The organism is Williamsia sp. SKLECPSW1, from assembly GCF_054332755.1.
The window spans coordinates 2,031,692-2,050,984 of sequence record NZ_JBTGLI010000001.1; the positions used below are offsets into that span (position 1 = coordinate 2,031,692).

Here is a 19,293-nt window from a genome sequence, read left to right on the forward strand (position 1 = left end):
CGAGATCGGTGCCGGGCCGTGTGGCGGAGGATAGGGGATTCGAACCCCTGAGGGCTGTTAACCCAACCCGCGTTCCAGGCGAGCGCCATAGGCCACTAGGCGAATCCTCCAACGGGCACGATGATAGCGGCGGGCGGTCGGACGGTCACAACGCCCGAGGTCACGGTGATGATTCGGGCACCGGCGGCCGGGCGTCTACACTTGCTGTCGGATCCCGCGCGGCGTGCATCCTGTGAACTCCCCCAGGGCCGGAAGGCAGCAAGGGTCAGCGGGCTCTCTCGGGTGCGCGGGGTCCCCTACTTTGTCCGGGATCGCCCGGCCGCGAGGCCGGTGAGAGGTCAGTGTGAACTACCACTCGATGAGTGCCGCCGAACTCGGCGCCACCCGTGACGAGCTGACCGGCCTCTACGACACGCTCCGCGCTGCCGGGCTGTCTCTGGACCTGACACGCGGCAAGCCGGCGCCGGATCAGCTCGATCTCTCCACGCCGATGCTGTCGATGCCCGGTGACGACTTCCGCGCTCCCGACGGCACCGACTGCCGCAACTACGGCGGGTTGTCGGGACTGACGGAGCTGCGGGCGATCTTCGCCGAACTGTTGGGGGTGTCGACCGAGAACGTCGTCGCCGCCAACAACTCCAGCCTGCAGATCATGTACGACCTGACCGTCGAGGCGATGCTGCACGGCACCCCCGACTCCGACGGTCCCTGGGCGCGCGAGACCGTCAAGTTCCTCTGTCCCGCACCCGGATACGACCGACACTTCGCCATCTGCGAGAAGCTCGGCATCGAGATGATCGTCGTCGACATGCTGCCCAACGGGCCCGACGTCGAGCAGTGCGCGGCGCTCACCGCGGCCGACCCGTCGATCAAGGGGATGTGGCTGGTCCCCACCTACTCCAACCCGACCGGTGCGACCGTCACCGACGACGTGCTGCGTGCTCTGCTCTCCATGCCCGCGGCACCGGACTTCCGCATCTACTGGGACAACGCCTACGCGGTGCACACCCTCACCGGTGAGTTCCTCCGGCCGCTGCCCATCCTCGACATGGCCGCCGAGGCGGGCGTCCCGAACCGTCCGTACGTGTTCGGGTCCACCTCGAAGATCACCTTCGCCGGCGCCGGGGTGTCGTTCCTGGCCGCCTCCGAGGAGACGCTGAGCTGGCATCAGGGCAATCAGTCGGTGTCGACGATCGGCCCCGACAAGCTCAACCATCTGCGGCACCTGCGCTTCTTCGGCGACGCCGACGGTGTACGCGCCCACATGGAACGGCACCGAGCACTCCTCGCACCGAAGTTCGCGTTGGTCGCCTCGATTCTCGAGGACCGGCTCGGCGCGTCGAAGGTCGCGTCGTGGACCGAACCCGACGGCGGGTACTTCGTCAGCCTGGATGTGCTGGACGGGACCGCCTCGCGTGTCATCGACCTCGCGAAGGACGCGGGGATCGCGCTGACGGCGGCCGGGTCGACGTTCCCGTACAAGCGGGATCCGCACGACCGCAACATCCGTATCGCACCGACGTTCCCCTCCGTCGACGACCTCGAGACGGCGATGGACGGCGTGGCCACCTGTGTCCTCCTCGCCGCGGCCGACAGCCTGCTCGCAGCGCACGAGGATTGAGCCCTCGGTGACGGCCGCCGGGGAGGAGACCGCCGGTCGTCGACCACGATCCGACGTCCGGGGCGTCGCCGTCGTCGCTGCCGTGGTCATCGGCGTCCTGTCGATCTGGCTGCAGCACCTCATCACCGCCTACGACGAACCGTTCTGGGGTCTGTTCGACAACCAGTTGGACCTCGACGTCTACCGCGCCGGGGCGCAGACCGTTCTCGACGGCAGATCGCTCTACGACGCGAAACTGCTCGGCCAGATGGACTACACGTACGCGCCGGTGTCGGTGCTCGTGTTCACCCCGTTCGCCGCGGTGCCGTTCCTCGTCGCCCGGATCGTCTGGAGCGCACTGGTGTTCGTCGCCCTGTACTGGGTGATCACGCTGTCGTTCCGTGCACTCGGTCGCGACGTCACCTGGCGGCTGCGGACCGTGGCGATCGCACTGGTCGCGATGTCGACGCTGATGGAACCGGTGCGCAGCACCATCTGGTTCGGTCAGGTCAACGTCTTCCTGATGGCGATCATCCTGTGGGACCTGTTGCGCCGCAGAGGGTCACGTGCACAGGGGGTGGGTGCGGGCATCGCGGCCGGGATCAAGCTGACGCCGCTGATCTTCACCGTCTACCTCCTGCTGATCCGTCGCCCCCGCGCGGCGGTGATGAGCATGGCGGGGTTCGTCGGGACCATCGCCCTCGCGTTCGCCGTCCTGCCCAGCGACTCCTGGCGCTACTGGACCGGCACGTTCATCGACTCGAACCGCGTCGGCGCACCGGACACCGTCGGCAACCAGTCGCTGCGGGGTCTCATCGCGAACCTCGGCCGGACCGCCTCCCCGTTCACCTCCCTGTGGTTGGTTCTCGCCGCGGTCGTCGCCGTGCTCGGGTTCGTCGCGGCCCATCGTGCGCACCGCTGCGGGCAGGAACTGCTCGCCCTCACCCTGGTCGGGATGACGTCGTGCGCGGTCTCGCCGATGTCGTGGGGCCACCACTGGGTCTGGTTCGTGCCGCTGCTGGTGATCGGTGTCCATCACCTGCTGAACGGACGCCGGGCGGTCGCGGCGGCGTCTGCGGCGGGAGTCCTCGCGCTCGTCCTGGTGTCGTTCGCGTGGCGCACCCGCATCGCCGGCGCGATGACCTATGTGGGGGTGGAGCACCCCTATGCCCTGTACACGGGGCTGTTCTTCAAGAACGGCATCGAGTGGCTCCGGTGGTTCACCCTCTCGCCCTATGTCTGGGTGCTCGTCGTGACCGCCGTCGTCACGCTGATCGTCCTGCGCGGTCCGCGGGCGGCGGACGCGGTCGACGACCCGGTCACCGCGACCGCGTCACCCGCGAGATGATCCGATCGGTCACCGCCGCCGGCGTGACCAGGGTGCTGACGACCTGTGCCCGACTGGCCGCGTCGCACAGGTAACGCCGTCGAGGTCGCCGTGCGCTCAGCGCGTGCTCGATCCGCTGCGCCACCACGTCCGGGTCGACGGCACTGCGCTGCATGGCCGGGAGCAGCCGGCGCATACCGGTGATCTGCGGTCGGTAGAGCTGTCGGTGGTTCTCGCTCATCGCCGCCGTCGCGGCGTCGAAGTCGTCGAAGACGCCGGTCCACATGTCGGTGCGGGTCGGTCCCGGCTCCACCAGGGAGACACCGATCCGCCAGGGCCGGAGCTCGATCCTCAGCGCGTCGGCGAGCCCCTCGACGGCGTACTTCGACGCGCAGTAGATGCCGGTCCCCGGGGTGGCGACGCGTCCGCTGACCGAGGAGACGAACACGATCCGACCGTGCGCCCGTCGCAGCAGCGGCAGCACCGCCTGTGTGACCGCGACCTGGGCGGCGACGTTGATCTGCAACTGGCGGTCGACATCGGCGCGGGAGAGCGTCTCGATCGGCCCGTGGACCGCGATGCCGGCGTTGTTGACCAGCCCGTCGAGCCGGTCGGGAAGACGCTCGGTGAGTGCGTCGACGTCGGACTCGCTGGTGATGTCGAGTTCGAGGGGGATCACCCCGCTGATCGCGGAGAGTTCGGCACGCTGAGCCTGCGAGCGGGCGCCGGCGTACACGGTCCATCCGGCGGCGGCGAGGCGCCGGGTGGTCGCGAGGCCGATGCCGCGTCCGGCTCCGGTGACGAGGACAGCGGGCATGGTGAACTCCTGACGGTGGGTCGCGTCGCGGGTGTGCCGTGTCGGCTGCGTCACGCTATACGATCCGAGATGTCCGAGGCCCTGCGAGCGAGGCGGGTTCGTTCCCGTGACCACCCCTGACAACCGAGTGTTGCCACGTCACACGATGTTCCGGCTCCTGCTGCTGGTCGTCGCCGGGTTCGCGTTGTTTGTGCAGTACCGCTACATCCCGTTGTCGGCCAGGGTGTTCGGCCTGTTCCAGAACCAGATCGATCTGCGCGTCTATCGTTCCGGCGCGACGCATCTCCTGCACGCGATGCCCATCTACGACGGTCCTGTGCTCGGCCACTTCGAGTACACGTATCCGCCGTTCTCGACCATCGTGCTCATCCCCTTCGCCCTCCTGCACCGGGACGTGGCGGTCGGGGTGTGGACGGCGTTGGAGATCGTCGCGCTGCTGTGGGTGGTGTGGATGGGCTATCGCAGCCTCGGTCATCGGCCGGGCGTCACACTCGCCCTGCTCACCGTGGCGACCGCGGCGGTCGCGTCGCTCCTGGAGCCGGTGCGTACCACCGTCTGGTACGGCCAGATCAACCTGTTCCTGATGGTCGTCATCCTGTGGGATCTGTTGAGGGGGAGCAGCTCCCGTACACGGGGCTTCGCCGTCGGTCTGGCCGCCGGGGTGAAGCTGACCCCCGCGTTCTTCGTCGTCTACCTGGCGGTGACGCGGCAGTGGCGCGCGGTGGTGGCTGCCGGCATCACCCTGGCCGCGACGATCGCGCTCGGGTTCGCGGTGATCCCGCGACAGTCGTGGATGTTCTGGACCGACAAGGTCTTCGACTCGCAGCGGGTGGGTGCGACCCGCTCCCCGGCGAACCAGTCGTTGCGCGGGGCTCTCGCCTCCGCGCTGGGCACCGCGCACCCGAGCACGGTGCTGTGGCTGGCGACGTGCATCGTCGCGGTGGTGCTGGGGTCGACCGCAGCGTGGCTCGCCCACCGCCACGGCGACGAGCTGCTGGCGCTGACGCTGACCGGCATGACGACCACCGCGGTGTCCCCGTTCTCGTGGGGGCACCACTGGGTGTGGTTCGTCCCGCTGCTCGTCATCGCGATCGACCTGGTCCTGCGGGTGTGGTCCGCCGGTCGTCGCATCCTCGCGATGGTGCTCCTCGTCGCGCCGCTAGCGGTCGTCGTCGACGCGTTCATCTGGAAGTTCTACCTGCCCGACGGTGCCATGGGGTTGCGGCCGTTCTACGGGATCGGGCTGTTCATGAACCCGGTCCACCCGGCCCTGAGGTGGTTCGCCGCGCAGCCGTATCTGTGGGCGTTCGCCGTGGCCGCCGTCGTGACGATCGTGGTCTACGCCCTCGTCGAGCGCCGTCCACAGCCCGCCGCGACGGGCGGCGTGGGCGTCGGGGTGCGCCGGTAGTCTCTTCGGCGTGGCGCTCTATCGCACGTACCGACCATCGACGTTCGCCGAGGTCGTGGGCCAGGAGCACGTGACCGACCCCCTGTGCCGCGCGCTCGACTCGGGCCGGATCAACCACGCCTACCTGTTCTCCGGGCCCCGGGGGTGCGGCAAGACGTCGTCGGCCCGGATCCTGGCCCGGTCGTTGAACTGTGTGCAGGGCCCGACCTCGACCCCGTGTGGTGTCTGCGACTCGTGTGTCGCGCTGCGGCCCGGTGGGCCGGGCAATCTCGACGTCATCGAGCTCGACGCGGCCAGCCACGGTGGCGTCGACGACACCCGCGAACTCCGCGACCGGGCGTTCTTCGCTCCCGCCGAGTCGCGCTATCGCGTGTTCATCGTCGACGAGGCGCACATGGTCACCACGGCGGGGTTCAACGCCCTGCTGAAGATCGTCGAGGAACCGCCGGAGCACCTGATCTTCGTGTTCGCGACCACCGAGCCGGAGAAGGTGCTGCCGACCATCCGGTCGCGGACGCACCACTATCCGTTCCGCCTGCTGCCGCCGCCGGTGATGCGTGGTCTCCTCGAGTCGATCTGCGCCCGGGAGGGTGTCACCGTCGACCCGCTGGTGTTCCCGCTGGTCATCCGAGCGGGTGGCGGCTCGCCGCGTGACTCGCTGAGCGTGCTCGACCAGTTGCTGTCCGGCGGGGACGACGGCAGCGTCACCTACGACCGGGCGCTCGCGCTGCTCGGCGTCACCGACGTCGCCCTCATCGACGCCGCTGTGGACGCGCTGGCCGACGGCGACGGCGCAGCGCTCTTCTCGGCGGTCGAGCGTCTCGTCGACGCCGGTCACGACCCGCGACGGTTCGCCGTCGACCTGCTCGAGCGCTTCCGCGACCTGATCCTCCTGCAGGCCGTCCCCGACGCCGCCGACCGCGGTCTCGTGGAGGCGCCCGGTGAGCAGCTGGCACATCTGAGGGAGGAGATCACCCGCATCGGCCCGGCCACCCTGACCCGGTATGCCGAGACGGTGCACGCCGCGCTCGGGGAGATGCGCGGCACCACCTCGCCGAGGCTCCTGCTCGAGGTGATGTGCGCGCGGATGCTGCTTCCCGCCGCGAGCGACGAGGAGTCGGCGGTGCTGCAGCGCATCGAGCGGATCGAGGCGCAGCTCGCCGGTGGTCCGCCGGCGGTGACCGCGCCGCCGGCTGTCCGCGATGCACCGACCGCTGCGCGTGACCTGCCGTCGGCTCCGGCTCCGGCTCCCTCGCCGGTCCCGAGCGACCCCTCCCGCCCGGAGCCGGGATCGAAGTTCGTCCGCAGATCTCAGCAGGTGCCCGCACCGGAACCCGAACCCGACGCCATCGCCCCGGAACCCGTTCCTGCGGCACCGGCTCCAGTCGCGCCGGAACCGACCGCACCCCAGCCGACCGTGCCGGAACCCACTGCGCAGGAAGCGACTGCGCCGGAACCCACTGCGCCGGGACCCACTGCGCCGGAAGCGGTTGCGCCGGAACCCGAGCGCAGGCCGGAGCCCGAGCCGGAGGTCGCGGCCGAGCCCGAACCGCCGCTGCCGCCGGAACCCGAGCAGGAGCCCGAACCCGAGCCGGAACCAGAACTCGACTCGGAACCTGCGGGTGCCCCGGAACCCGAGCCCGCGGCGGCGCAGGGGCCGTCCGTCGACGTCGACGCGGTCCGCGCGCAGTGGGGCGACATCCGCGCGAAGGTCGGCGAGAGCGACAAGGTCATCCAGGTGATGCTGTCCGCGGCCGTCGTCCGTGCCGTGGAGGGCACCACCCTCGTCATCAGTCACGACACGGCGCCGCTCGTCGCGCGCCTGTCGGATGCGCGCGCGTCGTCGGCCGTCGGCGCCGCGATGGGCGAGATCTTCGGTGGTGAGTGGTCCATGCGGTGCGTTCACATGCCTGCGGACGCCTCACCGGCCGGGCCGCCGGCCGCACGGGGAGGGGCCGGTCGTCCTGCCAAGGCCGCGGCGCCGACCTACACCCGTCGGGGACGGTCCGGGGGTGCGGCGCCGTCGTCGACCGACGACGAACCTCCGCCGGAGGAGCCTGCGCCGGAACCCCCACCACCCGTCGCCGACGAGGACCTCAGCGAGGCGGAGCGTGACGAGATGATCGCCGACGCCCGTGGCAGCGACCCGGATCCGCACCACGACCCGGACCAGGTGGCGCTGGAGTTGCTGGCGTCGGAACTCGGCGCCCGCCGCATCGACTGACCCGCCGAGGCGGGCAACAACCCGCCACCGAGCGGGCTGAAACTCGCCACCGAGCGTGCCGAAGCCGTTCGCGGGTGGGGGGCGCGCGATCAGGAACTCAGGCGCTCCACCACGGGCGCAGCGGGAGACCGTTCGACCCGTCGTCGTGGAGACGGACCGCGAGCACCTGGTGCAGCTGGATCACGTTGCGCTCGAACCCGATCCGGCAGGCCGCCATGTACAGGCCCCACAGCCGCGCGGTCGACTCGTCGACCTCCGTGACGGCCTCGTCCCAGTTCTCGACGAGGTTGCGGTTCCAGTCGCGCAGTGTCATCGCGTAGTGCTCGCGCAGGTTCTCCTCGTGCAGCACCTCGAGGCCGCCGAGGTTCTGCATCGCGCTGATGATCGTGCCGGATCCGGTCAGTTCGCCGTCGGGGAAGACGTACCGGTCGATGAACGCACCGGCCTTGTGCTTGCCCTTGTTGTCGGGGCGGGTGATGCAGTGGTTGAGGATGAGGCCGCCGGGCTTCACCTTGTCGTGCATGAAGCCGAAGTACGACGGGTAGTTCGCGACGCCGATGTGCTCGGTCAACCCGATCGACGAGACCGCGTCGAACCCGCTCTCGGTGATGTCGCGGTAGTCGCTGTGGCGGACCTCGGCGAACTCCGACAGGCCCTCGTCGGCGATGGCCTTCTGCGCCCAGGTCGCCTGCTCCGCGGACAGCGTCGCGCCGATCGCGTGGACACCCTGACGCGCGGCGTACCGCACCATCCCGCCCCAGCCGCAACCGATGTCGAGCAGGCGGTCGCCGGCCGTGAGGCCCAGCTTCTCGAACACGAGCCGGTACTTGTTGTCCTGCGCGGTCTCCAGACTCGCGTCGCGCTCCGGGTAGCAGGCGCAGGTGTAGGTCATCGACGGGCCGAGGACGTACTCGTAGAACGTGTTCGAGACGTCGTAGTGGTGGTGGATGGCCTCGGCGTCACGGGTCTTGCTGTGTCGCAGGCCCTCCGCGATCCGACGCCACCGCGGCAGCGCCTCCTGCGCCGGTGGGGCGACGGGCTTGAAGTGCTCCAGCCCGAGCGAGCGGGCGATGGCGGCGAGGGTCAACGCGTCCGGACGGGCGAAGCTGACGGTGTCGCTCAACGCCTTCAGCGCGTCGTACGGGTCGCCGGGAGGACTGCCGTGCATCCGCAGGTCCCCGGCGATGTAGGCCCGCGCGAGCCCGAGATCGCCCGGCGCGGTCGCGAGATACGTGGTCCCGCGCTGGGTGACCAGGTCGAGTCCGTACTCGGCGTCCTCGGGGCCGGCCGTGCTGCCGTCGTAGGCGGTGATGCGGACGCTCAAATCGCCGCCGGCGATCGTCTCGACGATCTCCGCGAGCGTCATCTTCGGCGGGTCGAGCAGCGCGCGGGCCGTCGGATGATCGGCGCGGGCGCGATCGCGGGAAGTCGTCATCGGGTCACCATCACTGTCGTCTCACGGCTTTCGCGTACAGGTCGAGCAGGCGCGACCCGGGGTCGTACTGCTTCTTGAGGAGGCGGAAGGGTTCCCCGCCGTACAGCTCGTCGAACTCCGCCTCGTCGTAGAAGGCGTCGGAGTAGAGCGACTTGTGGCCGTCGAGGTCGGAGACCGTGGCCTCGATGAGTCGGTTCGCGCGGCCCTCGGGCGCCCCGGGCTCGATCGGCACCGCGGACCAGAACCCGACGTTGACATAGGTGCGATGCGGCTCGAGCGGGTACAGCGGCCACGGCCGGGTGGTGTCCGCGCCGGGCGGTGCGGGATCGAGGAGTCGCAACGGGCACAACCAGATCGGCTCGATCGGGATGTTGTCGAGGAACCACGTGACGAACTCGGCGGTGCGCTCGACGGGCACCTCGATGTCCTGCACGACGCGTTCGTTCGCCGGCAATCCCTTGCGGGCGTTGAGCCGGTCCGCGATGTCGTACCGGTGGTCGAGCGCGATGAGCTTCCAGTAGAAGCTGCTGCGCAACAGGCGCTTCGGCCACAACCTGCGGATGCGCGGGTTCTGTGCCCCGAACGCCCGCGAGCACCAGAACCAGTCGGTGTCCCAGCGCCACAGGTAGTCGTGGATCGTCAGCCGGTCGCGGATGGGGCTCTGGGCCGCGGCGTGCTGGATGGAGCGGTAGAAGATGTCCATCCCCGTGTAGTCGCTGACGGGTCCGGCGACGTCGGTCTGGCGGCCGAGCGTCAGGTAACTCTCCGTCGCGGAGAACACGACACCGTCGAGGTGGTCGACGTGCTCGCCCTCGTAGGTACGGGTCTCGACGATCGTGCCCATCACCGACTGCAACTCTGCGACGTCGGTGAAACGCACATGGCGCAGTTCGACGTACGGCTGCACCCGTTCGAGCCGGATCTTGAGGCGCGTCGCGTACCCGAGCGTCCCGTAGGAGTTGGGGAAGCCGTGGAAGAGCGCCGCGTCCGGGCCGTCCGGCGCCGCGGTCACGATGTCGCCGCTGCCGGTGAGGATGTCCATCTCGAGCACCGACTCGTGCGGGAGCCCGTTGCGGAACGAGGTGCTCTCGATACCGAGTCCGGTGACCGCGCCGCCGAGCGTGATCGTCTTGAGCTGCGGGACGACGTAGGGCGCGAGGCCGTAGGGGAGCGTCGCGGCGACGAGGTCCTCGTAGGTGCACATCCCGGCGACGTCGGCGGTGAGCTCGTCGGGGTGCACCTCGATCACCCGGTCGAGACCGGAGACGTCGAGCCCGGGGTAGGGGTTGGCGGCGCGTCGCCGGAAGAGGTTCGAGGTCTTCTTCGCCAGACGGACCGTGGCGTCGGCAGGGATCGCTCGGTAGCTCGCCTGCAGTGTGGCGACTCCGCGGGAGAAGGCATCCCAGCCCATCTCCCGCCCGCTTGCGCCCACGCCGTCGGCAGTCATCACAGGTGAGCCTAGGACCCTCGCCGGACGGGTGCCAGACGGACCCCGTGGCACCATCGCAGGATGGATGCCACGTCGTTGCGCGAGCTGCAGAAGCCGCTGAAGAACACCTACAAGACCGATCCGTCGGCCGCGATCGCCCATGTCCACGCCGACGGCACGTTCGCCGACGAGGGCATCACCGCCACCGTCGACACCTGGGCCGGTCCGGTGCGGGCGGGCTTCCATCCGACTACCGGTGGCGACGGCAGCGATGCCTGCTCGGCCGACATGCTGCTCCAGGCACTCGTCGGGTGCGCCGGCGTCACCTTCCGATCGGTCGCGACCGCGATGTCGATCGACGTGCAGGACGTGTCGGTGCGTGCCGACGGCGCCTTCGACGCCCGCGGCACCCTCGGGATCGACCGGGAGGCACGGGTGGGGATGTCCGACCTCGGGCTCACCTTCACCTTCACCACCGACGCCGACGACGCCAAGGTCGACAAGCTGCTGGAGTTGACCGAGCGATACTGCGTCGTCGCGCAGACGCTGAACGTGCCGGTCGCGGTCCGGCGCGGATAGGGGCCCCACGTACCCTGACTCCCGGACATGCACCCGAGAACGCAGGAGTGACGACGTGGCACAGGTGACCGCAACCCAGTCGATCGACATCGCGGCCGCGCCCGACGCGACGCTGGCGGCCCTTGCCGACTACGCGACCGTGCGCCCGCAGATCCTGCCCGAGCAGTATCTCGACTACCAGGTGCTCGAGGGGACGTCGGGGTCCGGGACCGTCGCCCAGTGGACGCTGCAGGCCACGAAGAAGCGCTCGCGGAACGTGAAGGCGACGGTGGCCGTGGACGGATCGACCATCACCGAGCGTGACGCGAACTCGACGATGGTGACCACCTACACGGTGACGCCGTCCGGGTCGGGGTCGTCGGTGTCGACGACGACGTCGTGGCAGGGCGCGGGTGGCATCGGCGGGTTCTTCGAGAAGACGTTCGCGCCGAAGGGTCTCAACCGCATCCAGGCCGCGCTGCTGGGCAACCTGAAGTCGCACCTGGAGAAGTAGTGGGCCGTCGACGCCGCCCGGTGCCGCTGCCGGCGCGGGATGGTGTCGACGCGACCCGGATCGTCCCGCGCGAGGACGCTTCGGCGTTCGAGGCGTTGCGGACGGCGTCGTCGCTGGCCGACCTCTCCGACGCCGCGTTGATCCGGCGTCTGCATGACGGCGAGGTGGTCGACGGGGACGGCAGCCCTGTCGGTGCCGACGACATGGTGGTCGCCCGCCGCCCGCTGTGGATGTACCGGGATCTGCCCGTCGAGGCGCCGGTGCCGTTCGATCTCGAGATCCTCCACGCCGACGACGACATCGTCGTCGTCGACAAGCCGCACTTCCTCGCCACCATGCCGCGCGGAGCGCATGTCGCCGAGACCGCTCTGGTCCGGCTGCGTCGACTGCTCGACGACGACGCGGTGAGTCCCGCGCACCGGTTGGACCGACTCACTGCGGGGGTCCTGCTGTTCACCCGACGCCCACAGGTACGTCGTGGCTACCAGGAGCTCTTCGCGCTCGGTCGGGTGGAGAAGGAGTACCGGGCCATCGCCCCCGAGCCGCCGCCGGGACTGTCGTTGCCGATCGATGTCACCGACCGCATCGAGAAGACTGCGGGCGATCTCCGAGCGCGGGTCGTCGACGGCCCCGTGAATGCGCGCTCACGGATCGAGTTCGCCGGCCCGGGTCCGCTGCCGGGCACCGCCGAGTACCGACTGTTCCCGCAGACCGGTCGTACACATCAGCTTCGGGTGCACATGGCCGGACTCGGCGTGCCCATCGTCGACGATCCCCTCTACCCCGACGTCCGCCCTGAGCTGGCGGCGCTCCCGGACGACGGGGACTTCAGCCGACCGCTGCGTCTGACAGCGCGTCGGCTGGCGTTCGAGGACCCGATCACCGGTCACCGCCGGGAGTTCGTGTCCCGGCGGTGACCGGCCGCGTCATGCGGCCGCGATCTCGTTCGGGACGCCGGGCAGCGAGACCTGCGGGCCGACCGTGAACGACGAGAGGTCCACCGTCCGCAGCGAACGCGTGGCGGGATCGGTGATGTAGGCGGTGTTCCCGCGGACCCTCAGCGCCGGTCGGGGGTCCTGCCACTCGATCGGCTCCTCCCACGCGTCGACGACCTGCTCGCTGCGGGTGATCTGCCCGGTCTGCGGATCGATCGAGTGCAGCTTCCCGTCGGTGCCGAGGACGAGTGCCTCACCCGACGGTCCCCGCCCGAGCGACCGGAACGTGTAGCTGGTGCCGAGGTCGACGAGACGCATCGACGCCGATCGCGTGTCGACGATCGACACCTGCGTCGGGCGTTCGAGTTCGGCGTCCTCGTCCTTCTTGTAGTCGCCGAGCAGGTACGGCGAGCTGTCGCTGCCCGCCTGGTTGCCGATGCGGCCGTACGGGTCCGGGCTCGTCACCGTGCGGATCGCGCCGTCGCTGTACAGCAGCATGCCGTTCTCGCATCCGACGGCGATGACCTCGTCCTGCGCCGTCGCCTCGCCGTGGACGCCGGGGCAGTCCGCGTTGCGGGTGACCGGCTCGCGGTCCTTGTCGAGGACGACGATCCCGGTCCGTGCGTCCTCGGTCCCCTCGGTGACGACCAGGTCGTCTCCCGAGAGCACTGCGACGCCGTGATGCGCTGCGGGCGTGGTGTACTCGGTCACCTCGGGCAGGGCGTCACCACCGAGATCCTCGGGGTCGAACATCGTGACCTTGCCGGTGCCGTCGTCGAACAGGACGGTCGTGCCGCCATGGGTGACGACGTGGCCCGCGTCGGTGGCGGTGAACGTCTGGTCGGTCAGCTCGCCGGTCCCCGCGTCGAGCACCTGCCACCCGGCCGGTGTCGTGACGAGGATGTGGCGGTCGTCGCCGGCCGGGTTCAGGCGCGTGAAGCCGTCGATCGCAACCGTCTTCGCGGTCGACATCGTCGTCCCGTCGAGTATCGCGATGCCACCGTCGTAGGTGACGGCGATGGGCTCGGCGATCGCACCGGCGCGTGGAGCCGAGGATGACGGGCCGGACTCGGCGGTGTCGGAACCGCCGCACGCGGCGGCGACGAGGCCGGCTGCGACGGCGACGGACACCGCGGCGGTGCGTCGTCGGAGGGTGGTGGACATGAAGGTGTGCCTCTCTCTGGTGGGGTCGTGCTCAGCGGTCTCGGGTGAGACCGGTCGTGATCCGTTCTGTGTTGGCGCGCATCATCTGCAGGTAGCTCGCCGCGCCCCCGCCGGGAGGCGTCAGCGACTCCGAGAACAGCGGCACCACGTCGACGTCGGTGCCTGTCTGCTCCGCGAGCACGCGGGCGAGTCGATCCGGTTGCGAGGAGTCGGCGAAGATCGTCGGCACGCCGGCGGTACGCACCGCGGCGGCGAGGTCGGCGAGATCCGACGCGCTCGGTGACGCCAGGGTGGTGCCTCCGGGGATGATCGCCCCGATGACCTCGAGGCCGAATCGCTGTGCCAGGTAACCGAACACGTGATGGTTGGTGACCAGCTTCCGCCGCGGGGGTGGGATGGTGTCGAACGCGGTCCGCATCTCATCGGCCAGCGCGCGCACCTGCTGCCGGTAGGAGTCGGTCGACCTGTCGAGCTCGGTCCGGTCGATCCCGGTGACGTTCGTCGCCACCGCATCGGCGATCACGTCGACGGCGCGGACCACCCTGTCCGGATCGGTCCAGAAGTGCGGGTCCACGATCTCGTCGTCGGATCCGTCGTCGGCCGAGACGGGGATGGGGTCGACCGCAGGACCGACCTCGAGCACGGTGGCGCCGTCGTCGCGCGCGGAGGCGACCGCCCGTGCGACGCCTTCCTCGAGACCGAGCCCGTTCGCCACGACGAGGTCGGCGCGGCTCATCTCCGTGGCCTGGCGGGACGAGATCCCGAAGCTGTGCGGATCGGACCCGGGCGGCATCAGCACGGTCACCCGGGCCTGGTCGCCGACGACCTGCCGCGTCATGTCGCCGAGGATGTTCGTGGTGACCACGACGGACGGAGCGGGGCGGTCCGTGCAGGCGGCCAGGCCGGTCATCGCGACGGCGACGGCGAGTGCCGCTGTGAGACAACGCCACCGGGTCATCGGCCGGTCTCCACCATCATCGAGGCGGTCCCCGGTGTCTGGATGACCCGTGCCACCCGCGCCCCGTCCCGGTGGTCGATCTCGAACACCCGATCGCTGTCGGGGTCGTTCACATAGGTTCGGCCGGTGTCGATCTGGAGGTCGCCGGTCGTGCGTACCCCGGGCAGTGTGGTGCGCACCGGCGGAGACGACGCATCGGAACGCACCTCGACCGTCCCGTCGGCGGCCCCGACCACGGGGCCCGTCCCACCGGACGTGGTGTTCGTCGCGGGGAGGTCCGTGGGCAGAGGTGTGGCCGTGCGCGCGGTGAGGTCGAGCAGCAGTCGCACACCGGGGCCGGTCGCGACCATCCCGTTCGCGCCCGATCGGTGCGACAGGGAGTCGATGGCGCCGACGCCGGCAGGGAACGGCAGGGATGTCACGCGGCCCCGCGAGGAGATCACGACCGCGGAGTCCGCGCAGGCGAAGACCGCACCGCGTCGTGCGACGGTCGACGCGCTCGGCGCCCGGCAGGGGACGGTCTCAGACGCGGTCGCGGTCGGGGACTCCCGCACCTCGATCCCGCCGTTGACGGGGAACAGCAGCTTTCCCGCCAGCGGGACGGCGGCGGCTCCTGCACCCGTCCGCGGCAGGCGGTGTGCCACTTCGACGCGACCATCGTCCTGTGCGTCGCGGTCGAGGACGACGACGGTGTCGTCGTAGGTGAGTGCGGTGCGCGTCGCGTCGGCCTGCACGTCGAGGAGGCGGCCCCCGACCGGGACAGCGCCGATCGCGCGGGACTCCGCCCGGTAGTAGTGCACGTGGTCGCTGTGGTCGACGGTCCACCCGCCGCTGTCGACGATGTGCGTCGACGTGGGGGTCACGGCGTACGCGTATCGACCGTCCCCGCGCAGTCCGGTCACACCGGGGGCGCGACCGACGACGCTCGACTCGCCGTCCAGCAGGTCGACCACGGCGATCTCCCCGGATGTGCGGTCCCCGACCACGAGGCGGTACTGCGTGTCCGAGACCTCCTCCGCGCCCTCGACGTAGCCGTGCGGTCTTGAGGAATCCGCTCCGCGCGTGGGTGTCTGTTCGTCGGAACCGCAGGCGGACACTGCGAGAACGGCGGACAGTGCGGCGGCGACCGCACCGGGTACGAGACGACGGCTCATCGGGAGACCTCTTCGACGATGGGGGACAGGGAGACACGGGTGCGGACCGCCGCGGTGAGCGCGGACACGGCGAATGCGGCGACGGCGACGAGCGCGACAGTCGCCCCGGCGGCGGTACCGAGGTGCCACGACAGGACGAGGCCGACCACGGTCGCGGCGGACCCGACGACAGCGGCGCCCAGCATCATGTGCGCGACCCGGGAGGCCCACAGAGCCGCGGCGGCGGGCGGTGCGATGAGCAACCCGAACACCAGCAGCGTGCCCACCACGTGGAACGAGGCGACCACGGCGACGGTGAGCAGGACGACCAGCGCCGCGGTCACCACCGCGGGGCGGTACCCCAGCGTGATGGCGAGGCGAGGATCCACCGCGACCGCGGTGAAGGCGCGATGGCCGACGACGACGAACACCAGCGCGAGGGCGGTCGCGATCGCGAGGACGACGACGTCGGATCGTCGGACGCCGAGAAGGTCGCCGAAGAGGATCGCGGTGATGTCGACGGTGAACGACGCGGATCGGGAGACGATGACGACCCCGAGCGCCAGCATCCCGACGAACAGCAACCCGATGGCGGTGTCCCCGCCGATCCGGCGGATCCCCGTCAGCGCTCCGACGCCGGCGGCCATCGCCAGCGCGCTCACGGCGGCGCCGACGATCGGCTCGCCGCCGAGCAACGTCGCGATCGCGATCCCCGGCAGCATCCCGTGGGGCAGGGCGTCACCGAGGAACGTCAGGCCCCGGACCAGGACCCACGATCCGGCCACCGCGCACAGGATCGCCGCCAGCACGCCCGCGACCAGGGCGCGCTGGGTGGCGCCCGTCGCGAAGGGCTCGGTCAACCAGTACATGGCGTGAGAGCATAATGACAGTCGTTTTCATCTGAGTAGGCGGGTAATGACTTGGTAAAGCTGCAGCTCGACGCGGTGGGTGTCCGCTACGGGGAGCACTGGGCTCTGCGCGACGTCACCGCGTCGTTCGACGGCGGGTGCCGCGCGGTCGTCGTCGGACCGAACGGGGCGGGGAAGTCGACGCTGCTCGACGTCCTGTGCGGCGTCCGTCGACCGGACGCGGGGACCGTGACCGGCGCACCTGCGGCGTACGTCCCGCAGCACCGCGTCATCTCCGAGCGGCTGCCCATCACGGTCGCCGAGGTCGTCACGATGGGCCGATGGCCACACGCGCGGCGTCGCCGGATCCGCGGTCGCGACCGGGCGATCGTGGCCGAGGCGATGGACCGGGTGGGCATCGCGACGTTGCGGTCCCGGCAGGTCGGCGCGCTGTCCGGCGGTCAGCGACAACGGGTCCTGCTGGCGCAGGCCCTCGCCCGACAGGCCGATGTGCTGGTGCTCGACGAGCCCACGAGCGCCCTCGACGCCGCGGGTCGTGCCGAGGTCGCGGCCGTCGTCACCGAGGAGGTGCGTCGGGGGTGCGTGGTCGTGGAGGTCACGCACGACCTTGGTTCCGCCCGGGCCGCCGATCGGAGTGTGCTGCTCTCGGCGGGGCGTGTCGTGGCCCGAGGGGTGGCGAGCGAGGTGCTCACCGACGACCGGATCGCCGCGGTGTGGGGGCCGGGCGCGGTGGTCGGTGCGACGATGGGTCGGTGATCGTCGCGTCGTACGACCGCCTCGAGCGGCACGGGATCGAGGCCGTCGTGTTCCTCGACACCGAGAGCGGCGAGTGTTTCCAGATCCAGCGGTCGCTGCCGGCCTCGGTCGGCGACACCGCGCCGACGTACCACCTGACCACGGGGGTGTCGGCACCGCTGCCGGGCGGGATCGTCGACTGGCGGCGTGTGGACGACCGCTTCGAGTTCGCGCTGACGCCGCGCGCCGCCCGCATCTTCGGTGGCGCCGACGTCTTGTCGTTCGCGGCGGAGCCCGCCGAGGACACGACGCTCGAGGACATCGCCGACCACGTCGCGCGCCTCATCCGCTGACCTGTCGCCGCGGGCCACTACTCTCGTGGACGTGGATCCCGAGAACCCGATGGCAGGTCTGCTCGAGCAGGCACAGAAGATGCAGCAGCAGCTCCTGGAGGCCCAGAACACGATCGCGGCGACGGAGCTGACCGGCACCGCCGGCGGTGGTCGCGTGACCGTGGCCGGCAACGGTGCGGGTGAGGTCACCGGGGTGACCATCGACCCGTCCGTCGTCGACCCGTCCGACGTCGAGACCTTGCAGGACCTCCTCGTCGGCGCACTGGCCGACCTGGCCCGCAAGCGTGACGAGCTGACCGCGACGACGATGGGCCCGCTCGCGGGCGGCCTGGGTGGCGGACTCCCGGGCTTCGGCGGCCCGGGTCTGGGGCAGTGACGGGCCGGTGTACGAGGGGCCGATCCAGGATCTGATCGACGAGCTGGCAAAGCAGCCGGGTCTCGGTCCCAAGGGCGCCCAGCGGATCGCGTTCCACCTCCTGGGCGGCGAACGCACCGACATCGATCGCCTGATCGCGGCACTCGGAAACGTCCGCGACAACGTCACCTTCTGCGCGGAGTGCGGCAACGTGTCCGCCCAGAAGCTGTGTCGGATCTGCTCCGACGCGCGGCGTGACGCGACGAAGATCTGCGTCGTCGAGGAGCCGAAGGACGTGCAGGCCATCGAGCGGACCAAGGAGTTCACCGGCCGCTACCACGTGCTCGGGGGTGCGCTCGATCCGCTCGGCGGCATCGGACCGGACCAGCTGCGGATACGAGAGTTGTTGCGCCGGTTGGCCAATCAGACCGATGGTGTCGACGTGACCGAGGTGATCGTCGCGACCGACCCGAACACCGAGGGTGAGGCAACCGCGACCTACCTCGTGCGCATGCTCAAGGACTTCCCCGGCCTGTCGGTGACGAGGCTCGCCTCCGGTTTGCCGATGGGCGGTGACCTCGAGTTCGCCGACGAGCTGACACTTGGTCGCGCGCTGTCGGGCCGCCGCATCCTGACGTGACCGCGTTCGACGTCGACGCCACCGCCGCTGCGATCGCGGCCGATCTCGACACGGGGATCGTCGTCATCGACGGCCCGTCCGGGGCCGGGAAGTCGACCTTCGCCGACGCACTGATGCGCGCGCTGTCCGCCCGACGGATGCACGCGGCGCTCGTCCGCACCGACGAGTTCGCCACCTGGCAGGACCCCGCCGGATGGTGGTCGGAGATGGATCGTGAAGTGCTGCAGGCCTTCCGACGCGGGCACGACTTCCGGCACCGACCCCGCGTGTGGTCCGGCGACGTCGCCGAACCGGGGCCCAGGGTGTGGCGGCGCTGGGAGCCGCTGCTCGTCATCGAGGGCGTGACCTCGGCGCGTCGTCGCATCGCCGACCGGGTCGCCGCGGCGCTGTGGCTCGACGGCGAGGATCGCGAGACACGCCTGGAACGAGCCGTCGCGCGCGACGGGGAATCCGCTCGCCCGCACCTGCGGCGGTGGCAGGAGTTCGAAGACGGCTGGTTCGCCGTCGATCGAACCCGCGAGCGCTGTCGCGTCCTCGATCTCTGAGGCGTGACCGAGAGCCGTTCTACTACCCCGGGTTCGGTCCGTGCGTGCTACGGCGGCTGGGTGCTCGACAATCGGCTCGGCGCATACGGTCTTGGTGTCCGCGACCCGTTTTTCGGGGTAGATGAGCGCCAGCTTCAACAGTGGAAGGCAGCCTTCTGTACTAGTGGCGGTGGTCCAGGACCGTCGCTGCTTTCTCAATGCAGGGGCCGGAGGCGTGACGGTAGACGGCAGTGTCGGCGAGTTGCCTGGCCATCCCGGCTTTAAGCTTCCATGGAGACGCAAATTGGCGACGGG

General features: G+C 70.3%; 19 protein-coding genes, 1 tRNA gene and 1 other RNA gene. 13 read left to right on the forward strand and 8 right to left on the reverse strand.

Annotated elements, in window-relative coordinates:
• Positions 1–21: 21 nt before the first annotated feature.
• A tRNA-Ser gene (locus ACXVUM_RS09445) sits at positions 22–110 on the reverse strand.
• A 95-nt stretch (positions 111–205) separates the two neighbouring features.
• Between ACXVUM_RS09445 and ffs the strand changes: the two genes are divergently transcribed.
• The 3 genes from ffs to ACXVUM_RS09460 all read left to right on the forward strand — a co-directional run bounded on the left by ffs (position 206) and on the right by ACXVUM_RS09460 (position 2,948).
• Positions 206–302, forward strand: an RNA gene (gene ffs / locus ACXVUM_RS09450) — signal recognition particle sRNA small type.
• Between the two features lie 41 nt (positions 303–343).
• Complete coding sequence (locus tag ACXVUM_RS09455) at positions 344–1,621, forward strand: aminotransferase class I/II-fold pyridoxal phosphate-dependent enzyme (protein ID WP_458521556.1); 1,278 nt, start codon at positions 344–346, stop codon at positions 1,619–1,621.
• A gap of 7 nt (positions 1,622–1,628) precedes the next feature.
• Complete coding sequence (locus ACXVUM_RS09460; protein ID WP_458521557.1) at positions 1,629–2,948, forward strand: glycosyltransferase 87 family protein; 1,320 nt, start codon at positions 1,629–1,631, stop codon at positions 2,946–2,948.
• Here ACXVUM_RS09460 and ACXVUM_RS09465 read toward each other — a convergent pair.
• Positions 2,920–3,798: an SDR family oxidoreductase gene (locus tag ACXVUM_RS09465; RefSeq protein ID WP_458521558.1), complete on the reverse strand. Its 879-nt coding sequence runs from the start codon at positions 3,796–3,798 to the stop codon at positions 2,920–2,922. The genes ACXVUM_RS09460 and ACXVUM_RS09465 overlap by 29 nt on opposite strands.
• A gap of 52 nt (positions 3,799–3,850) precedes the next feature.
• On the opposite strand from ACXVUM_RS09465, the gene ACXVUM_RS09470 reads away from it, so the two are divergent.
• Both ACXVUM_RS09470 and ACXVUM_RS09475 read left to right on the forward strand, forming a co-directional pair.
• The gene (locus ACXVUM_RS09470; RefSeq protein ID WP_458521559.1) at positions 3,851–5,152 is read left to right on the forward strand and encodes a glycosyltransferase 87 family protein; all 1,302 of its coding nucleotides are present in this window, start codon (positions 3,851–3,853) and stop codon (positions 5,150–5,152) included.
• A gap of 10 nt (positions 5,153–5,162) precedes the next feature.
• On the forward strand, positions 5,163–7,376 hold the full coding sequence (locus ACXVUM_RS09475; RefSeq protein ID WP_458521560.1) for a DNA polymerase III subunit gamma and tau: 2,214 nt from the start codon (positions 5,163–5,165) through the stop codon (positions 7,374–7,376).
• 97 nt (positions 7,377–7,473) lie between these two features.
• On the opposite strand, the gene ACXVUM_RS09480 is transcribed toward ACXVUM_RS09475, so the two are convergent.
• Both ACXVUM_RS09480 and ACXVUM_RS09485 read right to left on the reverse strand, forming a co-directional pair.
• Positions 7,474–8,811 carry a class I SAM-dependent methyltransferase gene (locus ACXVUM_RS09480; RefSeq protein ID WP_458521561.1) on the reverse strand — a complete coding sequence of 446 codons (1,338 nt, stop codon included), beginning with the start codon at positions 8,809–8,811 and terminating at the stop codon, positions 7,474–7,476.
• Positions 8,812–8,821: 10 nt separating this feature from the next.
• The gene (locus ACXVUM_RS09485; RefSeq protein WP_458522840.1) at positions 8,822–10,222 is read right to left on the reverse strand and encodes an FAD-binding oxidoreductase; all 1,401 of its coding nucleotides are present in this window, start codon (positions 10,220–10,222) and stop codon (positions 8,822–8,824) included.
• A 99-nt stretch (positions 10,223–10,321) separates the two neighbouring features.
• Between ACXVUM_RS09485 and ACXVUM_RS09490 the strand changes: the two genes are divergently transcribed.
• From ACXVUM_RS09490 to ACXVUM_RS09500, 3 genes are read left to right on the forward strand one after another with little or no spacing between them, the layout of a single operon-like run.
• Positions 10,322–10,819: an OsmC family protein gene (locus tag ACXVUM_RS09490; protein ID WP_458521562.1), complete on the forward strand. Its 498-nt coding sequence runs from the start codon at positions 10,322–10,324 to the stop codon at positions 10,817–10,819.
• A gap of 55 nt (positions 10,820–10,874) precedes the next feature.
• Complete coding sequence (locus ACXVUM_RS09495) at positions 10,875–11,312, forward strand: SRPBCC family protein (RefSeq protein WP_458521563.1); 438 nt, start codon at positions 10,875–10,877, stop codon at positions 11,310–11,312.
• On the forward strand, positions 11,312–12,229 hold the full coding sequence (locus ACXVUM_RS09500) for a pseudouridine synthase (RefSeq protein ID WP_458521564.1): 918 nt from the start codon (positions 11,312–11,314) through the stop codon (positions 12,227–12,229). Before ACXVUM_RS09495 ends, ACXVUM_RS09500 begins: the two co-directional genes overlap by 1 nt.
• A gap of 9 nt (positions 12,230–12,238) precedes the next feature.
• Here the strand turns inward: ACXVUM_RS09500 and aztD are convergent, their stop codons facing one another.
• The 4 genes from aztD to aztB are packed head-to-tail and all read right to left on the reverse strand — an operon-like array spanning position 12,239 to position 16,371.
• Positions 12,239–13,411, reverse strand: coding sequence for a zinc metallochaperone AztD (gene aztD / locus ACXVUM_RS09505; protein ID WP_458521565.1), 1,173 nt, complete (start codon positions 13,409–13,411; stop codon positions 12,239–12,241).
• Between the two features lie 31 nt (positions 13,412–13,442).
• A complete protein-coding gene (gene aztC / locus ACXVUM_RS09510; RefSeq protein WP_458521566.1) occupies positions 13,443–14,369 on the reverse strand; it encodes a zinc ABC transporter substrate-binding protein AztC in 927 nt (308 codons plus the stop codon).
• Positions 14,366–15,523 carry a hypothetical protein gene (locus ACXVUM_RS09515; RefSeq protein WP_458521567.1) on the reverse strand — a complete coding sequence of 386 codons (1,158 nt, stop codon included), beginning with the start codon at positions 15,521–15,523 and terminating at the stop codon, positions 14,366–14,368. Before ACXVUM_RS09515 ends, aztC begins: the two co-directional genes overlap by 4 nt.
• Positions 15,520–16,371, reverse strand: a complete 852-nt coding sequence (gene aztB, locus ACXVUM_RS09520; protein ID WP_458521568.1) for a zinc ABC transporter permease AztB — start codon at positions 16,369–16,371, stop codon at positions 15,520–15,522. Before aztB ends, ACXVUM_RS09515 begins: the two co-directional genes overlap by 4 nt.
• 51 nt (positions 16,372–16,422) lie before the next feature.
• Here aztB and aztA point away from each other — a divergent pair, with 51 nt between their 5' ends.
• Genes aztA through ACXVUM_RS09545 form a run of 5 tightly spaced genes read left to right on the forward strand, consistent with a single transcriptional unit; the run spans position 16,423 to position 18,999 of the window.
• Positions 16,423–17,127 (forward strand): zinc ABC transporter ATP-binding protein AztA, encoded by a 705-nt coding sequence (aztA, locus tag ACXVUM_RS09525; RefSeq protein ID WP_458521569.1) that lies wholly within the window; start codon positions 16,423–16,425, stop codon positions 17,125–17,127.
• Positions 17,124–17,459 (forward strand): hypothetical protein, encoded by a 336-nt coding sequence (locus ACXVUM_RS09530; protein WP_458521570.1) that lies wholly within the window; start codon positions 17,124–17,126, stop codon positions 17,457–17,459. Before aztA ends, ACXVUM_RS09530 begins: the two co-directional genes overlap by 4 nt.
• 49 nt (positions 17,460–17,508) lie before the next feature.
• The gene (locus ACXVUM_RS09535) at positions 17,509–17,835 is read left to right on the forward strand and encodes a YbaB/EbfC family nucleoid-associated protein (protein ID WP_458522841.1); all 327 of its coding nucleotides are present in this window, start codon (positions 17,509–17,511) and stop codon (positions 17,833–17,835) included.
• A gap of 7 nt (positions 17,836–17,842) precedes the next feature.
• On the forward strand, positions 17,843–18,454 hold the full coding sequence (gene recR / locus ACXVUM_RS09540) for a recombination mediator RecR (protein WP_458521571.1): 612 nt from the start codon (positions 17,843–17,845) through the stop codon (positions 18,452–18,454).
• Positions 18,451–18,999 (forward strand): uridine kinase family protein, encoded by a 549-nt coding sequence (locus ACXVUM_RS09545; protein ID WP_458521572.1) that lies wholly within the window; start codon positions 18,451–18,453, stop codon positions 18,997–18,999. Before recR ends, ACXVUM_RS09545 begins: the two co-directional genes overlap by 4 nt.
• Positions 19,000–19,293 lie beyond the last annotated feature (294 nt).

Bases quoted from the DNA above. Each gene is read 5' to 3' on its own strand.
- ACXVUM_RS09480 (WP_458521561.1), bottom strand. From the start codon at position 8,811: ATGACGACTTCCCGCGATCGCGCCCGCGCCGATCATCCGACGGCCCGC.
- ACXVUM_RS09485 (WP_458522840.1), bottom strand. From the start codon at position 10,222: ATGGGCTGGGATGCCTTCTCCCGCGGAGTCGCCACACTGCAGGCGAGC.
- ACXVUM_RS09490 (WP_458521562.1), top strand. From the start codon at position 10,322: ATGGATGCCACGTCGTTGCGCGAGCTGCAGAAGCCGCTGAAGAACACC.
- aztD (WP_458521565.1), bottom strand. From the start codon at position 13,411: ATGTCCACCACCCTCCGACGACGCACCGCCGCGGTGTCCGTCGCCGTC.
- aztC (WP_458521566.1), bottom strand. From the start codon at position 14,369: ATGACCCGGTGGCGTTGTCTCACAGCGGCACTCGCCGTCGCCGTCGCG.
- ACXVUM_RS09515 (WP_458521567.1), bottom strand. From the start codon at position 15,523: ATGAGCCGTCGTCTCGTACCCGGTGCGGTCGCCGCCGCACTGTCCGCC.
- aztB (WP_458521568.1), bottom strand. From the start codon at position 16,371: ATGTACTGGTTGACCGAGCCCTTCGCGACGGGCGCCACCCAGCGCGCC.
- ACXVUM_RS09535 (WP_458522841.1), top strand. From the start codon at position 17,509: ATGGCAGGTCTGCTCGAGCAGGCACAGAAGATGCAGCAGCAGCTCCTG.